Below are 22163 nucleotides of genomic sequence, written 5' to 3' on the forward strand. Positions count from 1 at the left end.
CCTGCAATATAACTATTTATAACGAAATTATAGCATATTTTATTTTATTAAAAAATTAAAAAATTTATAGCATATTTTTATTTACAATATAAGCAAATTTTGATATAATTATTAAATAAAACCACTAAAGGATAAACTATGAAAATTCAAGAAGAAATAGATAGATATAAAGAAAAAATAAAAACTTTGCAAAAAAAGAAAAATGAAACGATTAAAAAAGATAAAGAGATTATAGGAGATTTTATTATAGCTCAATCAAAAAAAGATGAAAATTTTAAAACAAAAATTATAGAAGCTATTTCTCAAAATAATAATGATAAAATTTTAAATATTTTTAAAAATTATATAGATAAATAAAAGGGCATAAAAATGAATATAATAAATAAAATTTCTAAGATAATAAAAGATAAAAAACTTTTAAAGGAAATTGAAGAATATTTTATTAAAAATGAAATAGATTTTTATTTTTCATATATGACAATTAAAAAAAATATGATATCAGAATATGGTTATCTTTTAAATTATGTTTCAAATGGCAAAGTGGAAACTTTTGGTGATCTAGATAAAGTTTTAGAAAACAAAGAAGTAATATTAAAAAATATAGATGATGAATTATCAAAAAAAGTTTTAAGAGAAGAAGCAAATCTTAACATTTCAAATGAAAGTGCAAAAACAAATATGGAAGATCTTAAAACAATAATTTTAACTATTTCAAATTTAAAAGAATATGCTAAAACTTTAAATTTAAGTCTTGATGAAATTTTAGAAATTTATAAAAATAAAGAGATAAAAGATGAAACAAAAAATTGATGATTTTAAAAAGAATAAAATAAACTTATTTTCACAAGAAAGACTAAAATCATACTCATTACAAGAAGATAAAAAAGATATAGAAATTCAATTAAAAAGACATAATAATAATCTAAACTTAATTCAAAGAATTACAAAAGATTTAGCTTTAATTGAAATAGGAACTAGAAATTTATTAGATTTTTATATGAAAGAAAAATATAAGAACGATGATTGGATAAATCAAGAAGCACAAAATTCCTCAGAATTTAAAATAATCATTGATAAAATAAAAAAGAGATATGATAACTTAATATTGAATAATAATCAGCTTTTATCAAATTTAACAATTGGACAAATTACTAAAATCATAAGAGAAAAAGATGCTTTAAATATAATTTTTGATTTTAAAAATATAAATTTAAAAAAATATTATTTCAAAAACAAAAACAGATACAAAAACCGCAGACCAATAAGTAAAAAACATAAAGCTGACATAATACTATCTCTTTTAGTAAATATAAGAAATAGATCATTTCATTGGGAAAATTTAACAAAATTAAGAGATGATGGCATTCCAAGATTGTCAGTTGAAAATAAAAAAATTTATACAACAATAGAACCAGATAAAATAGAGACATTTTTAAAAGATATTTTAAATGAAATTTATAAGGAATAAAATAAAATGGGCGAAAACTAGTTCGCCCTCGAATTTCAATTTAATTTTACCATAAAACTCTTAAGCTTAAATAAAAAAATAAAAAATTTTTTCTTTTTACTGGTAAAATTTAAAAATAATGATTTTTTAAGAATTCTCCTAAATTTCTTAAATTTTACACCTAAGCTTAAATAAATTTACCCACTTTAAGCTTTCTAAACTTAAAATAGATTTTTTAAATTTGGCAAAAGTCCATAATATCATAATTGCTAAATTTTGTATTGAAAATTACAATTTTCATAATAAAATACTTTTATTTAAAATTTGATATAATTAAAAGAAAATTTTAAGGTGGTTATAAAAAATGAAAAATAAATTATCTATTGATGAACAAATAGAACATATGAAAGAAAATGGAATAACTTTTAAGATTTTTGAAGAAGACGAAGCTAAAAATTTTTTAATTCATAGTAATTATTTTTTTAAAGTAAAATCTTTTTCTAAAAATTTTAAAAAAGTTAATGGACAATACCAAAATTTAGAATTTGCTTATTTAAAAGAACTTGCACTAATGGATACTTTACTAAGAGATATTATTTTGGAACTTTCTCTTATTATAGAGCATGTTTTAAAAGTTCAATTTATAAGACATGTAACAAATAATAAAAAAGAAGATGGGTATCAAATTGTTAGCAAATATCTATCATCTAATCAGCGCAATAAACCATTCATATTTAAAATATATAATCAATCAAGAACAAAAGTAGATTTTTATACTAGGGGTTTGATGGATAAATATTACAAATATAATTTTCCAGTTTGGGCATTTATTGAAATTTTAACTTTTTCAGAGTTAATTAACTTTTTGAAATTTTACTATGAAAATTATAAGATAAAAAAATTTAAAAAATTAAATTCATTACTATATAATGTTAAAAAACTTAGAAATGTATCTGCACACAACAATTGTTTTTTAAACAATTTAGAGATTAATGAAGAATTTAATCAAACAAAAAGATTAAAAACAAAAGTAGAGAAATTAGGTTTTAAGAATATCTATGATAATGACACAATTGAATATTTTTTAAAATCACCTGTGATTCACGATTATGCATCAGTTCTTGTTGTTTTTGATGTTTTGTGCATTGGCGAAATGAAAAATAAAATAAAAGAAGAAAAAACCGAATACTCTGTAAATAGATTTTCAAAACACTTAGATTATTTTTCAAATCACAGTGAACTTTATCAAAAATTGAAATTTATTGATGATTTAACAAAAAAAATATTAAAATTGAAATAATCTTTAAGTAATCTTTAATTATTTTAATTGTATAATTTAAACAATTCGACCAAAAATCACTCTTAGTTAGTGGTTTTATGGTAGCCTGGTTTAGAGTAATCTAAATTTTTGGCTACCTTTTTTTATTTCGTATTTCTATATATTGTTCTGTCTTTTTAAAAAAATCTTTTAAATTTTCATACACGCCAACAATAAATAAAAAACCAAATATTATTCTTACTGCATATTGTGAATACAAAGATGGTTTTATTAATAATAAAATAAAATACATATTGAGTAAAGATATTACAATATATATTAAACGATAATATACCTTCTTAAACATTTCATTCCTATAATTTTTTATTAATATTATATACAAAAGTATTAGAAAATAATATAGAAATATGCAAAATTTTGCATACCATTTTTTTCTTTAATGGTGGGGTGTGGGGTAAAACCCCACATAAAATAAAAGTTCAAAATTTCGCTTTGCGAAATTTTGATTTACCTATGTTTTGTTTTTTTGTTTTTTAAAAGATTTCTTCTAATATATATTAAGATGTGTCCATTTACTTTTTGTTTAATAGTTAAATCACGATTTTAAGAGCATTTAAAAGTCTTTATTCCTAATTTGAAATATTCCCTACGGAATAATATTATTCCCTACGGAATATCTTTATGCCCTGTGGAATATTCTTATTTTTGTTAAAAATTAACGAATTTTATTGAAAATAGATAGAATTTTATTCATTTTATGAAATATATTCTATTTTAAGAATATATTTGTATAATTACGGTAACAGAAGGAGTTACTATGAATAGCACTAAAATAATAGATCTTAATGATACTAAAACTACTGAAACAATTTACAAAAATGAAAAAGATATAATAAATCATAAAACAGGTGAAGTTATATCTCAAGAACAAAGTAGAATTGTCAGAGAAAGAAAAAAAGAAAGATTTATAAAAGTTTTTGTTGATAATTTAGATTATGTGATTGATAATTTTTCCAATATGGAAAAAAATGTCTTTTTATCTTTACTTAAAGAGATGAATTACTACAATGTCATAAAACTTGATAGTGGATTGAGAAAAACATTAGAAATTAGTGCTAATATATCACAAGGAACTGTTTCAAAAACTATAAATAAACTCATCGAAAAAAATGCAATTATTAAAATAAATGAAATAAATAAAGATGAATTTGGTATTGTTTTTTTTACAGGAAAAGAGTATGTAGTTAATCCACAATTGGTAGGAAGTGGTTCTTTTAAAGAACTTTCAAGAATGAGAAGAGTTATTGTAATGGACTATGACTTTGAAACACTTGAATCAAATAAAGAAATACAGCTAGAAGTTAAGTATGATGGCTTTGATGAAGTATATAAAAATCCAGATAAACACGAAATCGCTGGTGTAAAACAAACATCTACAATTGATGGAAAATTTAAAACAACTGAAGTCGCAATTAGAGAAAAACAATATAAAAAAGATGATGAGTATGTAATTGACGCATATGACACGCAAGAAACCTTAGAAATAGAGCCTGTTTTAAAAGATATTGATGAAAATGGTAGATCGATATCTCTTAGTGATAGAGAATTGGATCTTGCTATTAAAAACGCAGAAAATGAACAAAAAAAATTAGAAAATGAAAATCTTAGAATGAAAATAGAGCTTATAAAACTACAAAAAGAAAATAAATAGCTTAAAAATTTAAAAATAAATCTTCTTATATAGAAAAACAAAATTAATTATTGTTTTGTCTTTTAAAAAAATATTTTAAATTTTCATACACGCCAACAATAAATAAAAAACCAAATATTGCTCTTACTGCATATTGCGAATACAAAGATGGTTTTATTAATAATAAAATAAGATATATATTGAGCAAAGATACTACAATATAAATTAAACGATAATATATCTTTTTAAACATTTTATTCCTATAGTTTTTTATTGATATTATACAAAAGTATTAGAAAATAACATAGAAATATGCAAAATTTTACATACCATTTTTTTCTTTAATGGTGGGGTGTGGGGTAAAACCCCACATAAAATTAAAGATTTTTTTTAAATTTTAGAATAGAATAAGAAGGAAAAAATAGTTGTAAATTTTTTAAAAAGTCGGTAAAATGGGTTTTTCAACTGTGTCCATTTTTTGGACATTGTGTCAAATTTGCAACAAAACTCGTCAAATTTGACACAAAAGTATGTCAAATTTGACTTAATAATTTAGTAATTTTTATTTTTTATCATAAAAAAAACAAAAATTACTCAAAAAATGATTAAAATAAGATTATTTTAAGTTTAAAATTCTATAATTTTACCAAAAAAAGATAAAAGGTTTTTAGTTTTGAATAAGATTGTTAATTTAGATGAACAAAAAAAACAACAAGTAGTATATACTAAAGAAAATAATTTATTTGATAACCAAACAGGTGAAGTTATAACTCAAGAAAATACTTTTATAAAAAAAGAGTTAAAACGAGATCAATTTATAAAACTTTTTCTTGAAAATGTTATTTTTTGGGTTAATCTAGATAACAAAGAGAAAAATTTATTATTTTTATGTATAAATTTTATGAATTGGGTAAATGTTATTAAAATAGATTCAACTTTTAAAAAGAATGCAATGTTAACTTGTGAAGTAAGTAGAAGCAGCGTTACAAGAGCAATTGATGGTTTAATTGAAAAAAATGTATTAAAAAAATTAACAAAAGACGAGTATCAGTCTCTTGGAGAATCTATAAAAGGAGCTTTATTTTCTAATATTTTTACTGGTGAAGACTATCTTATAAATCCTCAGATAGTTGGCAAAGGAAGCTTTAGAGATATAAGAAAAATAAGACAGACGATAGTTCAAGATTTTGATTTTGATACTATGGAAATGACAAAACAAGTTACACAAGAAGCAAAGTATGACGGTTTTGATGATATTAAAGACAATACTGATAAACACGAAATAAAAGAAATTACACAAAATATAAGTGAGAATGGTAAAATTATTACAAATGAAATTGTCATTGGTAAAAAAGATGAATTTACAGATGATAATGACGATGAAATTATAAATGTCGAACCGACAGAAAAAAAGTCTACAATAAATAAACAAAAACAACTCAAGTTAAATTTTGAGCAGGGTAGTAAACGACAAATGGATTATGCTGGAGATCACATCACAGAAAAAGGACTAAAAGAGCTTGATTTGGCTATTTTAGAAGCTGAAAATGAAAAACTCAAATTAGAGTTAGAGCTTCTAAAGATAAAAAGTAAATTAAGAATTGAAAAATAATTTTCTCTTTAATGGTTGATTGTTTTTTAAATGAAAATATAATTATTTAAGTTTTATTTTGTTAAAATATAATAATTTTTTAATAATGGAGTAAAAAATGAAGAGAAATTTTTTAATTTTGATTGGTTTTTTAATGGCTGTGGCTGCTGGATGTTCTGCTAATGTAAAATCAATTGATTTTTACGAGAAGAACGATGAAGCAAGAGAACAAAAAATAATCGAATGTAGAAATAAAAATTTTGATGATATGTCAAAAAAACAACAAGAAGATTGCAATAATGCACAAAAAGCTGAAGCAAATATTGCGAAATTTGAAGTAAATAAATCAACTTTTAGATCAAACTTAAATGCATATTGTGAATCTCAATATTATCCTAGCGATGAATGCGTTAAATATGTTGATAAATGTTTTTTTGATAGTTTGGAAAATTCAAAAAGTTTATTATCATACGACGAATTTATAGCAATAGAAGAAAAATGTATAGAAGAATATACTTCAAAAAATAAATAAAATTTTAATTTGTTTAAATAGTGTTTATTACTAAGCACTATTTAATAATTTTTATATTAAAATACCATAATTTTAATCTAGGAGATAAAAATGTTTAAAATATTTTTAAAGACCAGTAGAGAGAGAGAGAGAGAGAGAGAGAGAGAGCCGTTATTTGATAATGGTTATCAAAAATTAACACTTCTTTCAAAACCTTCTTTTCTTTCTAAACTTTCAAAACACAATAGTTTAAGCTATCTTTTTATAGCTTTATTTTTAGTAACATTAATTTTTCCAGATTCTGTTCTTGCAGCAGGTGGAATGGAAAAAGCAAAATCACTACTTGAAAAAGTAGCTGAATGGCTCCGATATGTTTCAATCGCTACAGTTACGATCGCTATTTTAGTTGTTGGCTATAAAGTTCTTTTTGGTGGAAGAACTATCCAAGAATGCACCCCAATCATTATTGGTGCCTTAATTATTGCAAGTGCCAGTGAAGTCGCACAACTTTTAATGAGCTAAAAAATTATGGAAGTCATTTATAAGGCTTTGACAAGACCAGCTATGATTTTTGGAGTTCCAATAACTCCATTTTTTATAGCTTGTGCCATCATATGTTTAACAAGCTTATATACAAATTTAATTTTTCTTTCATTTCTGCCAGTTGTTATTTTTATTATGAAAGAAATAACAAAAAAAGATGATTTCATTTTTAAATTACTTTTTCTAAAAATAAGCTTTTTTACAAATCCAAGTTCTAAAAAATTTAGCAGTGGTAAAAAAGCATATATCACAAATCAATATTCTAACAATAATCATATAAATTTTAATATGCCTAAATTAAGTATTATAGGGCTTGATAAGGTTCCAAATATCAGCAAATATCTACCTTATCAAACACTCGCGGACAATGTTGTAATAACTAAAAACTTTGACATAATGGCAACTTGGCACATAAATGGAATAAGTTTTGAAGTTGAAAATGAAAATTTTATAGAATTCAACAAACAAAAAATCAATATGTTTTTAAGACAATTTGATGCTAAAAATGTTTCTTTTTATATCCATAGTGTTAGGACTAATACTTGGGATAAATTTGATGGAATATTTAAAAATGAATTTTTATCAAATCTGAATAAAAAATATTACGATGGCTTTAGTAAAAATGATTTAAAAAATAATAGCTTTTATTTAACTGCAATATATTCTCCACTTACTACTAAAGCTCTAAGATCTAGTTTTATAAAAGATAGTCTAGATAAAAGAGTTAAAGAGCTAAATAATTTTATTAGAGCTTTTGAAAACTTTGCTATTACTATTGAGTCAAATTTTAATGATTTTGGCATTAAAAGGCTAAAAAATTATGAAATTAAAGGTCAAAAATATTCAGAACAACTTGAATTTTATAATTTTTTAATCTCAGGCGAATTTCAAAAAGTAAGAACACCAAACGCACCAATTTATGAGTATTTAACTGGAAATTTGACTGACATAATGTTTGGAAATTCAACTGCACAATTAAATTACAATGATGGAAGAAAAAAATTCATAAAAGCGATAGAAATAAAAGATTATCCAGGTGAAAGTTTTTCAGGTATTTTTGATCTTTTAATGTATGAAGACATAGAATATATTATGACACAAAGTTTTGTTCCAATGCCAAAAGTGGAAGCAAAAGGAAATATCGATAAACAAAGAAAAAGATTAGTTGCCGCAGAAGATGATGCAATAAGTCAAATTGAAGAATTAGATACCGCATTAGATAATTTAGTCAGCGGAGAATTAAATTTTGGAAAATATCATCTTTCTTTAGTGGTTTTTGGCGATAGTGTAAGTGAAGTTGAAAAAAATGCAAATAAAATAATGAAACCTTTGGGAGATTTGGGTTTTTTGACAACATTAGCTAGTATTGCACTACCTGCTACATATTTTTCGCAATTTCCAGCTAATTTTGGCATTAGACCAAGAATTCATACATTATCTACTTTAAATTTTGCTAGTTTAGTATCCTTCCATAATTTCGCAAAAGGTAAGAGAAGCAATAACCAATGGGGAGATGCAGTAACAATATTTAAAACACCAAATAAACAGCCATTCTACTTTAATTTTCACGAAACTAGAAAAAATAAAAAAGACTTTTCTAGCGACACTTTTTTATTGGCAAATACTTTAATTATTGGAAAAAGTGGTGGGGGAAAAACAGTTCTTATGGGGTTTTTATTAGATCAACTTCAGAAATATGCAGATAAAAATACTTTTGCACCAGGAACACCTGAAGATAAAAAGAATGCTACATTTTTCTTTTTAGACAAAGATAAAGGTGCTAGTGCAAACATATTTGCAAGTGGCGGAAAGTATTTGACAATAGATGCTGGAAAACCAACTGGTTTCAATCCTTTTATGGTAGATAATACAGCAGAAAATATTAGAAAATTACAAACCTTAATGAAAATGCTTGTAACCAGAAATGATGAAATTTTAACCACACTAGAAGAAGAAAGCTTAAATAATGCTGTAACTTATATAATGCATCATTTTGAAAAAGATGAAAGAAATTATGGAATTTCTTTAATGCTAGAACACTTAACAGAACGAAATGATGAAAGAAATTCTTTAAAATCTCGTTTAAAACTTTGGTCACAAGACAATAAATTTGGCTGGGTATTCGATAATGAAATAGATGAGCTTAATTTCAATGATACAGATGTAAACATATATGGAATTGACGGAACAGATTTATTAAAAGATAGTGAAATAAATTGTATGGTTGCCTACTATATTCTTTGGAGAATTATGGATTTAACCGATGGAAGAAGATTTGGACTATTAGTTGATGAAGCTTGGGATTGGATACAAAATGAAATAGTTGCAAAGGAAGTTTTTAATAAGCAAAAAACCATTAGAAAACAAAATGGTTTTGTAGTTCTTGGAACCCAAAGCGTAGAAGATTTTGCAAAGTCAAAAATAGCAACAGCGGTAATAGAACAAAGTGCAACAATACTACTTTTAGCTAATCCACAAGCAAAAAAAGTGGATTATGTAGATAGATTAAACTTAAGTGAAGAAGAATTTGAGTTTGTAAAAAACGTAGATCCAAATAAATATAAATTTCTAGTTAGAAAAAATACTGGCGAAAAATCAATTGTAAGTTTAGATTTGAGCAGTGTTGGAAAAGAAAATCTAGCAATTCTTTCTACTGGCTCTACCTTTGTTGATGAAGTTGAAAAAATAATCAACGATAAATCTAAAAATTATGATGAAAAATTAGAAAATTTAAAAAACCTTTATAGGAGTTAAAGATGTTTAAAAAAGATAAAAATATTTTAGAAGATTTGCAAATAGCATTAAAAGATATTCAAATAGAGCTATTAGAAATAAAATCTGAAATTAAAATTTTGAAATATGATGAAGTTATCGCAAAAAATAATGAAATAACAGAAGCCTACAATAATGAAGTTTTTAGAACCACTGCTAAATTTATATCAGATGATGTTGAATATATTAAAGATTTTGCCAAAAAAATCAAATACGAAATAACGAATATAAAAAATTCTCTAGAAATAATAGATGGCAAAGTAATAAATGGTTTTATTTTAAAAGATAAAGAAGATGATCCAGACCTAGAAGACAATCCAGACTTTGTAATTTAAAGGATAAAAAATGCAAGATTTAATAAAAATTTTCACACATAGTATAGGCGGACACAAAGTAAATGCACGAGATGTGTGGGAGACAAAACAAGAATTGTTAAATGAAAGATACGAATTTTATTTTAATAAGGAATCAAAATGAAAAACAAATTTACAAATATCACAGACAATCCTAGCATTAGCCCTGCAAAAACAGATACTGAGAAAATTAAAAAAATTCTTTTTATTACTTTAACTTCTTTATTTTTAAGTTCAAATTCATTAAGTGCAAGTGGTATTCCAGTAGTTGATGCTGCTGCAAATGCTCAAATGACTACTCAAAATTTAAAACAAATTGCAGAGTGGGCAAAAGAAGCTAAAAGGTGGGTAGATACTACAACTCACTATTCTGCACAATTAAATGCATATGCAAAACAACTTGCAACTCAAAGCGGTGTGAGAGATGTTACTTCTTTTTTAGAAGAAGCAAAAGATGTGTATGATGAAGCGAAGAAAGTTGGAACAACTCTTGGAGAGTTAAAAGATTTTAAAAATAGCGGAAAAGATAGTATCAGCTCAAAAGTTAAAAAATTGATGGATAAGTTTTTTGAATATGACTATTGTAAAGATATTGTTGATGTAGATAAAACTACGCAAAATATTTGCTATCAAAAAAGAAGTGCAAACATAGAAGATATTGTTTTTTATAAAGAAAGAAGCGACACAATAGGTATGTATTCGAAAAATATAAATAAATTAGCTAAAAAACTACAAAAAAGTAAAGATATTAAAGAAAGCTCTGATTTAAACAATGCAATACAAGCTCAAGTTGCACTTATGCAAGCAGAAAAAATTCAAATAGATTTATATGCTAAACAAAGGGAAAATTCAAAAAATATTATGGAAGATAGAGAGTTAGAAAATAGAACTAATCGTCTTATGAATAACTATATTGATTGGGGTTCGTTTGACCCTTATAACTAATTTTAGAGTATAAAAATGCCACCAAAAGAAATTCATAGTGATAATCTCATAACAAGTATACTTAAAAGTATAGATAATTTTTTCATAGAAAATACTGGGTATAACTCTACTATTGAAAAAAACATTGACAATCTGATCAGTGTTTTACTAACTATCGTAGGAACTTATTTGCTTTGTTGGATTATATATCGTGGTTACAAAATTCTTTGGGGAAAATCAAATGATAATTTCAAAGATTTTTTATGGGATGCTTTTTTAAAATTTATTTTTATATATATTTGTATGTTTCCAAATGAATGGATAAGTCTAATTAAAGAAGCCATAAGAGGTTTCAGAGAATATGTTTTGATAGATAGTTATTATATGTCTGTTCCCAATCAATTACAGCATTATTACAATATTACAAGAGCAATTACAATTAATTTTATAGGACATTCTAGTAATTTTGAATTTTTAGCTGCTTTATTATATTCGATAGTGGCTTGGATTGGTTTTTTTATAGGTGCGTTTGGACTATTTTTTGCACTTATAACAAATACTGTATCTTTTTACATATTACTTTTTATCGCACCAATTGCATTTTATGGGCTGATTTTTGGATCTTTTTTAAAAAATATATTTACTCAATGGGTTACTATGATTTTATCAAATATTATCACTTTATTTTTTATACATATATTTTGTGGATATGCTCTAAAATTAATAAATAGCTACACAACTACAGCATTAAATCAAATCGGTGTTAAAGATATTCCGCATTACAATGTAGCCATAGTTTGTATATTTGCAGGAATTTGTTTAAAGGTTTTTGTTGATTTGGTGCTTAGTTTAGCTGAAAAAATGACAAATGTAAGTTTAGAATCCGCAAGCAGAGGTGCTATAAAAGGTGGAATGGCTACTTTAGGTGCAAATTTAGGCTTTGGTGCTTTAGCCACTAAAAGAGCTACGAAAGGCTTATTGTTTGGTGCAAAAGGCTCAGCAAGAGCTTATGATGGCATAAAAACAGGTGGAAAATTCATTTTAGACAAAATTAGAAAAACAGGTGGTAGATAATGTATATAAATATAAAATCTATTAAAATGATATTTTTATTATTAAGTTTAACTTTTCTTTTTACTGGTTGCGTAGCAAAGACAAATACTTTACATAATGAAACAAGTGATTGGAATTTTTTATTTGATAGTGAAGAATTTGTTCCTATAAACAAAAATCAAAATATAAGCAAAAAGGCAATGTAATGATAGACAATAATGACACAAAAACTGCTATAAGTTATGAAGCTAGTATCAGATATTTGGTTGAAAAATCAAATCGTAGAGCTTGGTTAATAGCTTTTTTATCAATTTTTATATCAATTATAAGTGTTACAGCAGTTGTATTCTTAACGCCGTTAAAAAGTGTAGAGCCTTATGTTATAAGAGTTGACAATACAACTGGAATGGTAGATATTATAACTTCTGTAAATCAGACAGAATTTGTATCTGACAATGAAGCATTAGATAAATATTTCACTACTTCTTATGTAAAAATTCGTGAAGGGTATTTTTATAATATTTTACAAAACGATTATACCACTGTTCAAATTTGGTCTAGTCCTGAAGTAAGCTCTGATTATTTAAAAATATATGAAGGTGATAATTCTAGAGTGGATATTTTAAAAAATAGAACTGAAATAGATGTAGAAATTAATTCTGTTACTCTTGGAAATAGCAATGGAATGAAGATGGCTACTATAAGATTTAATCAAATTTATAAAGATGCGAAATCTCGCACAATTACAAATAAAAAAGCTAAAATTGTAACTCTTGCATATGATTATTCTCCACAATCGTTAATGACAGAAAATGAAAGATTAATTAATCCACTAGGTTTTAAAGTTTTAACATATAGAGTTGATGATGAAGTGGAAAGGTAGTTTTATGCATAAATTTATATTTTTATTTATAATATTTTATTCAACTCTATTTGGAATAAGCATACCAAAAATATCAAAATTTGATAACAGAATAACTTTTGCAACATATAACGCAAATGATGTTTTTCGGGTTAATTGCAAAAATGGTTTTGTTGCTATGTTGGAATTTAGCAAAGATGAAAGAATAATAAATATAGCTACTGGTTTTAGTGATGGTTGGGAATTAATAGATAGAGAAAATTTTTTATTTATAAAACCAAAAGCATATATCATAAAACAAGAAGAACAAGTTTTAGCAGATCAAAATGGCGATGAAGTAGAATTACAAAATAATGCAGTTATACAACCAAATTCTACAGATTGGAAAACAAACCTTATAGTCACTACAAATGAAAGAATTTATGTATTTGACTTAGAAATCATAGAAGATAAAGATATAAATTATAAGGTAGAATTTTCATATCCTGATGAAATCAAACAAAAACAAAAAGACAAATTGGCAGAAGAAAAAAGAATAAAAGAAGTTCAAAAAAATAAAGAAAATATTGAAAACGAACTTAATAAAGTTACTATCCCTAAAAATTGGGATTTTTTAATGCATATTAATAAAGGAAGTGACACAATTTCACCAGATTTTGCATACGATGATGGAGTTTTCACATATTTAGGCTTTAATAATACAAAAACCATTCCATCTGTTTTCTTATATGAAAATGTAAATAAAAAATCAAAAGAAAGTATTTTAAATACACATTTAAAAAAAGATGGAAATTACGATGTATTAGTAATTCACAAAACAGCTCAGAAAATACTTCTTAGAAGTGGTGATAAATTAGTTGGAATTTTCAATAATGGATATGCTAAAAATCCGCTTGATAAAACATATAACACTATAAATAGAAGCGTAGAAAGAGAGATTATAAAAGATGAGTAACGAAAAAAATAATAGTCAAAACGCTTTAAACAATAATGAAGAAAATAAAGAAGTAAAAACTAATATATCTGAATTAAATGATGAAGCAATTAGCACTAAAAAACTTCAAAGCATAGGAATTATTGTTTTTGGAATAATTATCTTAATTCTTTTGGCTTTAAAATTTTTTTCTAATAAAAATAGTGATGAGCCAGTAAAAGAAACAGCAATTGGAACTAAAATAGAGCAAAAAGATTTCGATTTTAAAGAACCGCCAGTTAAAACATTTCAAGAACTAGTTTTAAAAGAAGAAAAGGAAGTAGAAACAAATGAAACATTACAAAATACTGATAATACAAACCCTTTCGTAATAGCACAAACAAAAACATCTTTTATGCCAAAGGTTTATAAAAGCTCTAGTTCTTTATTGATAAATAACTCCAACTCATCCTCAAATTCCAATAATTTAAGCGAAGAAGATAAACCTGTAGATTTTACCGATCCAAATTATAATTATAGTTTTGATGAAAATGGCAAAATAATAAGAACTCCAAAAAATGAATTTAATAAAGATTATGAACTTGGTGCTTTCACTCCAAAAATAGCAAAATTAAACAAATATGATCCAAATTTATTGCTACCAAAAGGCACTTATATAGGTTGTAGTTTAAATACAAAATTAGTAAGCACAATCAAAGGAAGTATATCTTGCACAGTTTCTGAAAACATATATTCTCAAAATGGAAACACGCTTTTAATTGAAAAAGGATCAAAAATATCAGGGTTTTTTAATAGCGGACAATTAAATGATGGAATGGATAGAATTTTTGTCGTTTGGCAAGAAATTAGAACTCCGAACAATATAGATATACCAGTATCAAGTGGAGCAACTGATGAACTTGGTGGAAGTGGAATTCAAGGCTATATAGACCATCATTGGCTCCAAAGATTTGGTGCTGCTATTTTGCTTAGTGTAATCGATGATGCTATGAATGTGGCTTTAAATGGTGGAACTGGAAATAGAAATAACCAAAACAAAGACTATACAGAAAATACAAGAGAGACAACAAGGGATATGGCTGATACTGCTTTACAAAAATTTATAAATATCGAGCCTACTTTATATAGAAATCACGGGGATTTAGTAGCAGTTTATGTAAACAGAGATATTGATTTTAGTAAAGTTTATAAGCTTAATTATATAGGTAATAAAATAATTAAATAGGATAAAAAATGAATACAAATAGCCAAATAAACCAGGTAGATTTACAAAAAACAATCGAAGATATTGATGAAAAAATTAAAGCCTATAAATTAAAAATTTATAGATTAAAACAAAAACGAGATGAATATTATAAATTACTCAAAGAGTTGGAAAATAACTCAGAAATAGGATATTAAAAAATGAGCGGTATTAGAAGCAGTGTTTCATTAAGTAAATATTCAAATGAATATTTTGGAAAATATTTACAAGATGACACAATTAACGAAATTTGCTATAACGGTGGCACTGCTATTTTCTATGAAGATAGCAAAGGCAATTGGCATATTGATGAAAATGCAAATTTTGATTATGAAAAAGCAATAGCATTTGCTACTTCTTGTGCCTCTTTTAAAAAAGATCAAATAGACAAAACAAAACCAATACTTTCTTGTGTATTGCCAACTGGCGAGAGGGTTCAAATCGTAATACCACCAGCGACAAAAGATGGTATCGTTTCAATCACAATTAGAAAGCCATCAAAAGTTCGATATACATTAAATGATTATATATCAAGTGGATCAATTGATAAAAATAGTGCTGATTTCTTTATCCAAGCCATTAAACAAGGGAAAAATATTGTCATTTGTGGTGAAACTGGAAGCGGAAAAACAACTTTAATGAAAACTTTTATTGATTTTATTCCATTAGATGAAAGAATTATAACTATTGAAGATGTTGAAGAAATAAGATTTTATGAACATAAAAACTATCAACAACTCTTTTACCCAAGCGAAGCTAAAGAAAGCGATTTTCTAAACTCAACAGCTCTTTTAAAATCTTGCCTTCGAATGAAACCGAGCAGAATTTTACTTGCAGAAGTTAGGGGAGCTGAAACATATGATTTTTTAAATGTTATCTCAAGCGGACACAATGGCTCAATGACAAGTTGTCACGCAGGAAGTGTCAAAAATTGCTACAACAGACTAGCAATGATGTCTATGCAAAATGAAATTGCCAGATCTCTTGGTAAAGATATGATACTTGACATTATAAAAAATATCATCGATTTAGTAATAGTCTTTAAAAAAGAGCATAACGGAATTAGGCGAGTAGCTGAATATTTATACGAACAAAAACTATATAAAAACTTTGATGGAATTTTTAAAGAAGTTAAGGATTTTGTATGAAATCACAAGATAGTTTTAACGAGATAAAAGATAGTTTTGAACCAGAAACAGAAATTCAAAATGAAATTTTAAATTTAGAAAAAGATGTTGAAAAAGCTGAAGAAATAATCAGAGAAATAAAAAAAAGAATTATAAAACTAAAAGAGATAGCTTGGGATAAAACCTCTAAAAAAGAAGCCAAAGATATGTTTAAGGTTTTACAAAAAGAAAAAGATTTTATAAATGTTAAAACCAACAAGGGCAATATAAATGTAAGCCAAAATTTTATGGAAAAAGAAAAAAAACATTTAGATGATCCAAATTTACGTGGAATGATAACAAAAGAAGAAATGCTTAGTTTTCCAAAAGTAGCTAAAAATGTAGAGCCTGAATTTAGCATAAAACATCAAGGAAATGTTTGGTCTGTTGAGGCAAATGATGGTAGCAAAATAGTGTATGGCGAAAGAACTTGGGACAAACAAAGCCATCTCTTAACAGCACACTCAAAGACAGAAAGAGGAGAAAGAATTTATTCTAAAAAAGATAACAAGCAGGATAGGGCGAACGGGGTCAGCTTCGCCGAACAATTTAAAGACCGCGATTGTAACAGTCCTGCTTTGAGTGAAAGTATATCAAATAACTCCAAGAAAAGCAACAAAATAACACAGCAAGAATTAGACAATATAGGGAAATTAGCAAGCAAAGCTGTAAATAAAGTATTAAACGATAAAAACAAATCAGAAAACAATAAAAATAAGGATTTAAGTGATGCAAGATAAGTTAAATAAAGCTCAAATCATATTTTTATCTATTGTTGCTATTGTTATATCTTATTTTTTAACAAGTGTTGTAATATTTGTATTAAATGACGCCTTAAAACTACTTCCAAAAGTATGGAAGCCTGAATTTACATTTTTAGCCTTAATTAATGGTTATCCAAAAGTATATGAAGCACTGGCCATTTCTCTATTTTTAAGTTTTAGTGTAGTTTTCTTACTCCCCTTTATACCAAAAAAAGAAAAATTATATGGAAATGCAAGATTTGCAAACTCAGCAGATATAAGAAAAATGGGGTTATTTCCTAAAAAAGGAAAAGATGGAAAAATAGATAACAACGGAATTATTATAGGTATGTATAATAACCAGCTTTTGAGATTTGGTGGGCAACAATTTGTAGCACTTGGAGCTCCAACAAGAAGCGGAAAAGGTGTTGGTATAGTTATACCAAATTTGCTTGATTATCCAAATTCTTGCGTTGTTCAAGATATAAAATTAGAATGTTTTGAATATACCAGTAAATATAGAAAAGAAATTCTAAAACAAGATATATTTTTATTCAATCCATATAGTTTTAAAACTCATCGTTATAATCCACTTTTTTATATAGATATGAAAGGTGAAAATGCCGATGCTGAACTAAACGACTTTGCAAATATTTTGTATCCACTGAAAAATGATGGCTCAGTAACTGATTATTTTAATGGAAAAGCAAAAGATCTTTTTATTGGGCTTTGCTATATGATGAATGACCTGCTTGGGACTAGAAAAGGTATAGCATTTTTACAAAAATATGAACTTGAATGCTCATTTTCTCTATATGGAATCTTAAAATTAAGTGAAGGATTAAATTTTGAAGTAGAAACAGCCGATGGAGAGATAAAAACAATATCAAATTTTGCAGATACTTACAATACTTTAGTAGAAATGAAAATGGTATCTCCGAAGGCAAAAGAAAGAATTGATGCATTCTTTGAAATTAAAAGCGATAATGAAAGAAGTTCAGCAATGGGTAGTTTTATATCCCCATTAGCAATATTTAGAGCTGATAATATGAGACTAGCTACTTCTGCAAATGACTTTGATTTTAGGGACTTAAGGCGTAAAAAAATGACAATTTATATTGGAATTACGCCTGATAAATTGGCTTCTGCAAAACCTATTTTGAATATATTTTGGCAACAGCTCATTTTAATAAATGTTCAGCAAGGCTTACCACAATCAAATAAAGAGCTAAAACATCCTTGCCTTCTTTTAATGGATGAATTTACAGCAAGTGGATATTTGGCAACTTATTCATCAGCTATATCATTTATGGCTGGATACGACTTAAGAAGTCTAATAATATATCAAGCAGATTCTCAACTTACAAACAACAAACCAGAAGGATATGGACAAGCAGAAGCAAATACCTTGCTAAAAAATCACGCTTGTAGAATTTACTACGCGATGAAAGATGATGATGCAAAAAGATTAAGTGAATCTCTTGGCACAAAAACAGTTAAGCAAAGAAGTAGAAATTTAGGCTCTGGTGGCGGCGGAAGCGAGAGCGAAACAAGTAGAGCTTTAATGCTTTCAAAAGAGATCGAGGAGATGCAGTTTGATACAGAAATTATCAAAATAGAGGGCAAACCACCGATTAAATGCAAAAAGGCTCTATATTATTCAAACAAATATTTTATGGATAAATTCAAAGAAGTAAGTCCTAGTTTAAAAAATATAAAAGAAATTCCAAATAGAAAATCATTAGAAAATGCAATTCAAAATGGTGAAACTTATATAAAAATACCACTTCAAAATGAAGAGACACTACAAAATTATTTAAAAGAAAATATAGAAAAAAGACTTAATGAGTTGCCAATAGAAGAAGATGCTGAGATAGAAAATGCATTAGACAATATAAATATAGAAGATGAGGAGTATAACAGTGATGAGTATGAAAATTTTGAAACAAGGGGAAATTTATGAATAAATTTATAATTTTTGTATCTTTGATTTTTCTTTTTAATGGTTGTTCGAAACCACCAAAGCCAATTAAATTAGATAGTGGTTCAGCCATATCAATAAATCATAATTTAATTGTAGATAAAAAATATAGTGTTCCTAAAGATAATTTTTTAAAAAATAATAATTGGACTTACAATATTTATTTGAGTCCAGTAGATAAAGATACTTTAATTAAAAATGATTTAATTGTTAAAACATTTTATTTGGCACATAATGCTGATAAATTGATTATTTTAGGATACGAACCATTAGCAAAGAAATACAAAGATTATTTTATTAAAAACGATGTAAATGCAAATATAGAAATTAGACCATTAGATTCAATAAATTATAAAAAAGACTTAGTAAATATATTATTTTTTCACACAAAGGAGACAAAATGAAAAAAATAATTTTGTTAGTAGCTATTTTATTTGGCTCATTAAACGCAGTTGAAGTTGATTTACTTACTGGTGACACGAGATTGAGTTGCGAAGCTATTTTATGTCTTAGTAGTTCTGTAAAACCAGGAGAATGCCAACCATCTCTTAATAGATTTTTTTCAATCAAAGAAAAAAAATGGGAAGATACACTAAATGCAAGAAAAGCATTTTTAAAACTATGCCCTGTTGGAGAAAGTGGTGAAAATGATGCTGAATTTAAAAAACTAAGAGACAATATTTTAGTTTATATTTCAGAGCCTTGCAATACAGAGTATTTAAATTCAAGAGTTGAATATAAAACAAAAGAAATTTGCGGAGAAAGAAGATGCAGACATATACCAATATCAGCAAGAATAAACCCTAACTTACCAAAAAGTTGCAAATTACTTCAAACAAGTAAATATACAGATATAAAAGTAAAATATACTTGCAGTGGTGAATTTTTTCCTATTGATGAATGGGATAAAGGAATAACTAAAAATGAAATACCACAAACTTTTTACAACTCATTAAAGGCAAAAGATAAAAATTCAGTTGAAGAAGTTAAAAACAAGTCAAAATTTTGTAAAAGAAGTCATATATCTTTTTGTCAGCCAAAATATTATCAAAAAATTACAATAAATAAAAATTGTTGGGAACAAGAATAATGGAAGAAAAAGAAAAAATAGTTAATGAAGTAATTCAAACAACAAATGTTGATATTGACGATACTACCAACTTAAATAAAGAAAATATTCAAAATGAAAGCTTGAAAGAAAAACTAAAACTAGAAGAAAGTTTTAAAGCTTTAGGTATCGCAATAAATGACGAAAATAAAAGAATTGTATTGGATTATTCAAGAACTATTAGTAATTTCAAAAAATTACTGGATGCTCAAAAAAATAATTATGTTAGTTTGAAAAACTATATGCCAGACAACGAAGTTGTAACAGCCTTGATTAATGATTTAAATAAAAATTGGGAAGAGATTTCTAAATATTTTGAAACTTTAATGAGTTTTTTTATAAATCCGCCAAGTAAAGAAATTTTTGAACTAACAAATAACGCTTTACTTTTAAAGAACATATATAACAGCCTAAAAGAATTCTCAGAAGATTTTGCAAAATTACATATAGAAGAACAGTTCAATGGTATTAAAAATGATTTTGAGCAGAATTTAAAAACCATAAATGAATATCAGAATAAATTAGCAGCTAGACTTGAAAATATGGCTCAAACTTATGATGAATTTCTAAACAAATTTTTAGATAAACAAACTAATGAACTTGATAATTTTAATAAAAAATCAGCAGAGTTAGCAAAAAGCTATGATGATTTTTTACACAAAAATCTTAAATTTTTTAAAGGAGGAACTTGGAGCTTAATTATATTAAATATTGCACTAGCAATTAGTTTAGGGGTTTTAACTGCAATTTGTTTTATTAAAAACAATGAGTTAAATAGTCTTATTGAAGTTGGCAAAAAATTTGCAGAGATTTCAGTTAAACAAGATGAGCAATCTATAACTTTAAATTTTCCATTAGATGCCAAATTTATAAGTGACAATAATGAGAAAAAAGTTATTCTAAAATAATAAAAAAAGGATTTACAATGGCTACAAATAAAAAAGATGTTGAAGTAGACAATACTACTCCAAACAATTCAACATCTGCCGATAAAAAAATAACTTCTGTTTATGTTAGTGCTGGTTCATCGGTCAATAAACAAGGTGAAACATTGACAATAGTTGGTTTTGGTGGATTAAAACCTTATGAAAAAGATGGAAAAGAAATCAAACCAGGTGCGAGAGATGCTTTTTACAAGATTTCTAATATTGATAATTTTTTAAAAGCAGTTGATGCAGATAAAATAGGTATTGATATAAAAGGTAAAGATCAAAATAACCAAGATACTTTTATGAGAGCTGATGCTTTTTATCAATCTGGAATTGGAAAAAATGGAAAGGCTTATGGATTTAACAAAATCTGCATAACTCTACAAGAAGAAGAGAGAAATCAAGCAAATGAAGTTGTTAAATCAGCTCAAAAACTTTATGCCACCAAAGGAATGAACGGCTATTCATTTGATAAAAATTGCGACAATAAATTAATTGACAAATTTAATGCCCAAATTCAAAATGGTTGTGATTTTACATTATCTGCAAAAAAAGATTCAACTTTGCAAAACTACCCACAACTAATGGAAACAGTTGACAAAATAAAAGGTGGCTCAGCTATGGTTGAGATTGATTTTGTAAAAACACAAGGTGCTGTATTAAAGTCGATTACTCCAATTGATAATAGTGGTAATTTAGGTGAGCAAAAGATACTAAAACAAGCTACCAAAAAAACCACTAAAAGTAAATCAATGTCTTAAATTTTTAGCAGAGATTTTCTCTGCTAAATCATAAGAGAGGATAATTATGCCATTTTTAGATAAACAGTTTGAAGATAAATTTAATCAAAAAGTATCTACAAATTTTCCAAAATTAAAGCCATTATTTGAAAAATTAAAATCAAAATTTTATACTTATTGTAAATCCAACAATGTTATATATTTTATAAAAATAGAATGTGAATTTTTGAAATTTTTAGAAGAAAATCAAGAAAATATAATCAAATTTACAAGCTTAATTGAACCAAAAATTGA

At 25.9% G+C, this 22163-nt stretch carries 26 protein-coding genes; all 26 read left to right on the forward strand.

Translation table 11 applies throughout. From position 1 onward, the window contains the following. The first annotated feature begins 138 nt into the window (after positions 1–138). Entirely contained in the window at positions 139–357 is a 219-nt protein-coding gene (locus tag HMPREF9309_RS08130) for a hypothetical protein (RefSeq protein WP_016647456.1), read from the forward strand. A gap of 12 nt (positions 358–369) precedes the next feature. Further along, positions 370–810, forward strand: coding sequence for a hypothetical protein (locus HMPREF9309_RS08135; RefSeq protein ID WP_016647457.1), 441 nt, complete (start codon positions 370–372; stop codon positions 808–810). Continuing rightward, the gene (locus HMPREF9309_RS08140) at positions 794–1468 is read left to right on the forward strand and encodes a hypothetical protein (RefSeq protein WP_016647458.1); all 675 of its coding nucleotides are present in this window, start codon (positions 794–796) and stop codon (positions 1466–1468) included. Before HMPREF9309_RS08135 ends, HMPREF9309_RS08140 begins: the two co-directional genes overlap by 17 nt. A 343-nt stretch (positions 1469–1811) precedes the next feature. Further along, complete coding sequence (locus HMPREF9309_RS08145) at positions 1812–2747, forward strand: Abi family protein (RefSeq protein WP_016647459.1); 936 nt, start codon at positions 1812–1814, stop codon at positions 2745–2747. Between the two features lie 796 nt (positions 2748–3543). Continuing rightward, positions 3544–4437 (forward strand): helix-turn-helix domain-containing protein, encoded by an 894-nt coding sequence (locus HMPREF9309_RS08155; protein ID WP_016647461.1) that lies wholly within the window; start codon positions 3544–3546, stop codon positions 4435–4437. A 652-nt stretch (positions 4438–5089) separates the two neighbouring features. Then, positions 5090–6028 carry a hypothetical protein gene (locus tag HMPREF9309_RS08165; RefSeq protein ID WP_016647463.1) on the forward strand — a complete coding sequence of 313 codons (939 nt, stop codon included), beginning with the start codon at positions 5090–5092 and terminating at the stop codon, positions 6026–6028. 97 nt (positions 6029–6125) lie between these two features. Then, on the forward strand, positions 6126–6539 hold the full coding sequence (locus HMPREF9309_RS08170) for an EexN family lipoprotein (RefSeq protein ID WP_016647464.1): 414 nt from the start codon (positions 6126–6128) through the stop codon (positions 6537–6539). A 90-nt stretch (positions 6540–6629) separates the two neighbouring features. Further along, positions 6630–7040 (forward strand): TrbC/VirB2 family protein, encoded by a 411-nt coding sequence (locus tag HMPREF9309_RS08855; protein WP_016647465.1) that lies wholly within the window; start codon positions 6630–6632, stop codon positions 7038–7040. 6 nt (positions 7041–7046) lie between these two features. Further along, positions 7047–9815 (forward strand): VirB4 family type IV secretion/conjugal transfer ATPase, encoded by a 2769-nt coding sequence (locus tag HMPREF9309_RS08180; protein ID WP_016647466.1) that lies wholly within the window; start codon positions 7047–7049, stop codon positions 9813–9815. A 2-nt stretch (positions 9816–9817) separates the two neighbouring features. Further along, a complete protein-coding gene (locus HMPREF9309_RS08185) occupies positions 9818–10168 on the forward strand; it encodes a hypothetical protein (RefSeq protein ID WP_016647467.1) in 351 nt (116 codons plus the stop codon). A 10-nt stretch (positions 10169–10178) separates the two neighbouring features. Then, positions 10179–10310, forward strand: coding sequence for a hypothetical protein (locus tag HMPREF9309_RS09240; RefSeq protein WP_016647468.1), 132 nt, complete (start codon positions 10179–10181; stop codon positions 10308–10310). Next, entirely contained in the window at positions 10307–11131 is an 825-nt protein-coding gene (locus HMPREF9309_RS08190; protein WP_016647469.1) for a TrbJ/VirB5 family protein, read from the forward strand. The genes HMPREF9309_RS09240 and HMPREF9309_RS08190 overlap by 4 nt, the downstream gene beginning before the upstream one ends. A gap of 15 nt (positions 11132–11146) precedes the next feature. Beyond that, complete coding sequence (locus tag HMPREF9309_RS08195; RefSeq protein ID WP_016647470.1) at positions 11147–12184, forward strand: type IV secretion system protein; 1038 nt, start codon at positions 11147–11149, stop codon at positions 12182–12184. After that, the gene (locus HMPREF9309_RS08200) at positions 12184–12369 is read left to right on the forward strand and encodes a hypothetical protein (protein ID WP_016647471.1); all 186 of its coding nucleotides are present in this window, start codon (positions 12184–12186) and stop codon (positions 12367–12369) included. Before HMPREF9309_RS08195 ends, HMPREF9309_RS08200 begins: the two co-directional genes overlap by 1 nt. Next, complete coding sequence (locus HMPREF9309_RS08205) at positions 12369–13046, forward strand: VirB8 family type IV secretion system protein (RefSeq protein WP_012108065.1); 678 nt, start codon at positions 12369–12371, stop codon at positions 13044–13046. The genes HMPREF9309_RS08200 and HMPREF9309_RS08205 overlap by 1 nt, the downstream gene beginning before the upstream one ends. Positions 13047–13050: 4 nt before the next feature. Then, entirely contained in the window at positions 13051–13980 is a 930-nt protein-coding gene (gene virB9 / locus HMPREF9309_RS08210; protein ID WP_034908021.1) for a P-type conjugative transfer protein VirB9, read from the forward strand. Then, positions 13973–15184, forward strand: coding sequence for a type IV secretion system protein VirB10 (virB10, locus tag HMPREF9309_RS08215; protein WP_016647473.1), 1212 nt, complete (start codon positions 13973–13975; stop codon positions 15182–15184). Before virB9 ends, virB10 begins: the two co-directional genes overlap by 8 nt. Positions 15185–15192: 8 nt before the next feature. Then, entirely contained in the window at positions 15193–15360 is a 168-nt protein-coding gene (locus HMPREF9309_RS09070; protein WP_012108062.1) for a hypothetical protein, read from the forward strand. A gap of 3 nt (positions 15361–15363) precedes the next feature. Then, the gene (locus HMPREF9309_RS08220) at positions 15364–16350 is read left to right on the forward strand and encodes an ATPase, T2SS/T4P/T4SS family (protein WP_012108061.1); all 987 of its coding nucleotides are present in this window, start codon (positions 15364–15366) and stop codon (positions 16348–16350) included. Beyond that, positions 16347–17108 (forward strand): hypothetical protein, encoded by a 762-nt coding sequence (locus HMPREF9309_RS08225; protein WP_012108060.1) that lies wholly within the window; start codon positions 16347–16349, stop codon positions 17106–17108. Before HMPREF9309_RS08220 ends, HMPREF9309_RS08225 begins: the two co-directional genes overlap by 4 nt. Next, a complete protein-coding gene (locus HMPREF9309_RS08230) occupies positions 17098–19074 on the forward strand; it encodes a type IV secretory system conjugative DNA transfer family protein (RefSeq protein WP_016647474.1) in 1977 nt (658 codons plus the stop codon). The genes HMPREF9309_RS08225 and HMPREF9309_RS08230 overlap by 11 nt, the downstream gene beginning before the upstream one ends. Beyond that, positions 19071–19496: a cag pathogenicity island Cag12 family protein gene (locus tag HMPREF9309_RS08235; RefSeq protein WP_012108058.1), complete on the forward strand. Its 426-nt coding sequence runs from the start codon at positions 19071–19073 to the stop codon at positions 19494–19496. The genes HMPREF9309_RS08230 and HMPREF9309_RS08235 overlap by 4 nt, the downstream gene beginning before the upstream one ends. Next, a complete protein-coding gene (locus HMPREF9309_RS08240; protein ID WP_016647475.1) occupies positions 19493–20182 on the forward strand; it encodes a TrbM/KikA/MpfK family conjugal transfer protein in 690 nt (229 codons plus the stop codon). The genes HMPREF9309_RS08235 and HMPREF9309_RS08240 overlap by 4 nt, the downstream gene beginning before the upstream one ends. Then, positions 20182–21108 carry a hypothetical protein gene (locus HMPREF9309_RS08245; RefSeq protein WP_016647476.1) on the forward strand — a complete coding sequence of 309 codons (927 nt, stop codon included), beginning with the start codon at positions 20182–20184 and terminating at the stop codon, positions 21106–21108. The genes HMPREF9309_RS08240 and HMPREF9309_RS08245 overlap by 1 nt, the downstream gene beginning before the upstream one ends. A gap of 17 nt (positions 21109–21125) precedes the next feature. Beyond that, a complete protein-coding gene (locus HMPREF9309_RS08250) occupies positions 21126–21890 on the forward strand; it encodes a hypothetical protein (RefSeq protein ID WP_016647477.1) in 765 nt (254 codons plus the stop codon). Between the two features lie 46 nt (positions 21891–21936). Further along, positions 21937–22163: hypothetical protein (locus tag HMPREF9309_RS08255; RefSeq protein ID WP_016647478.1), on the forward strand; the 227-nt coding region annotated here is incomplete at its 3' end.

This window comes from Campylobacter ureolyticus ACS-301-V-Sch3b, from assembly GCF_000413435.1.
Classification (GTDB): Bacteria; Campylobacterota; Campylobacteria; order Campylobacterales; family Campylobacteraceae; genus Campylobacter_B; species Campylobacter_B ureolyticus_A.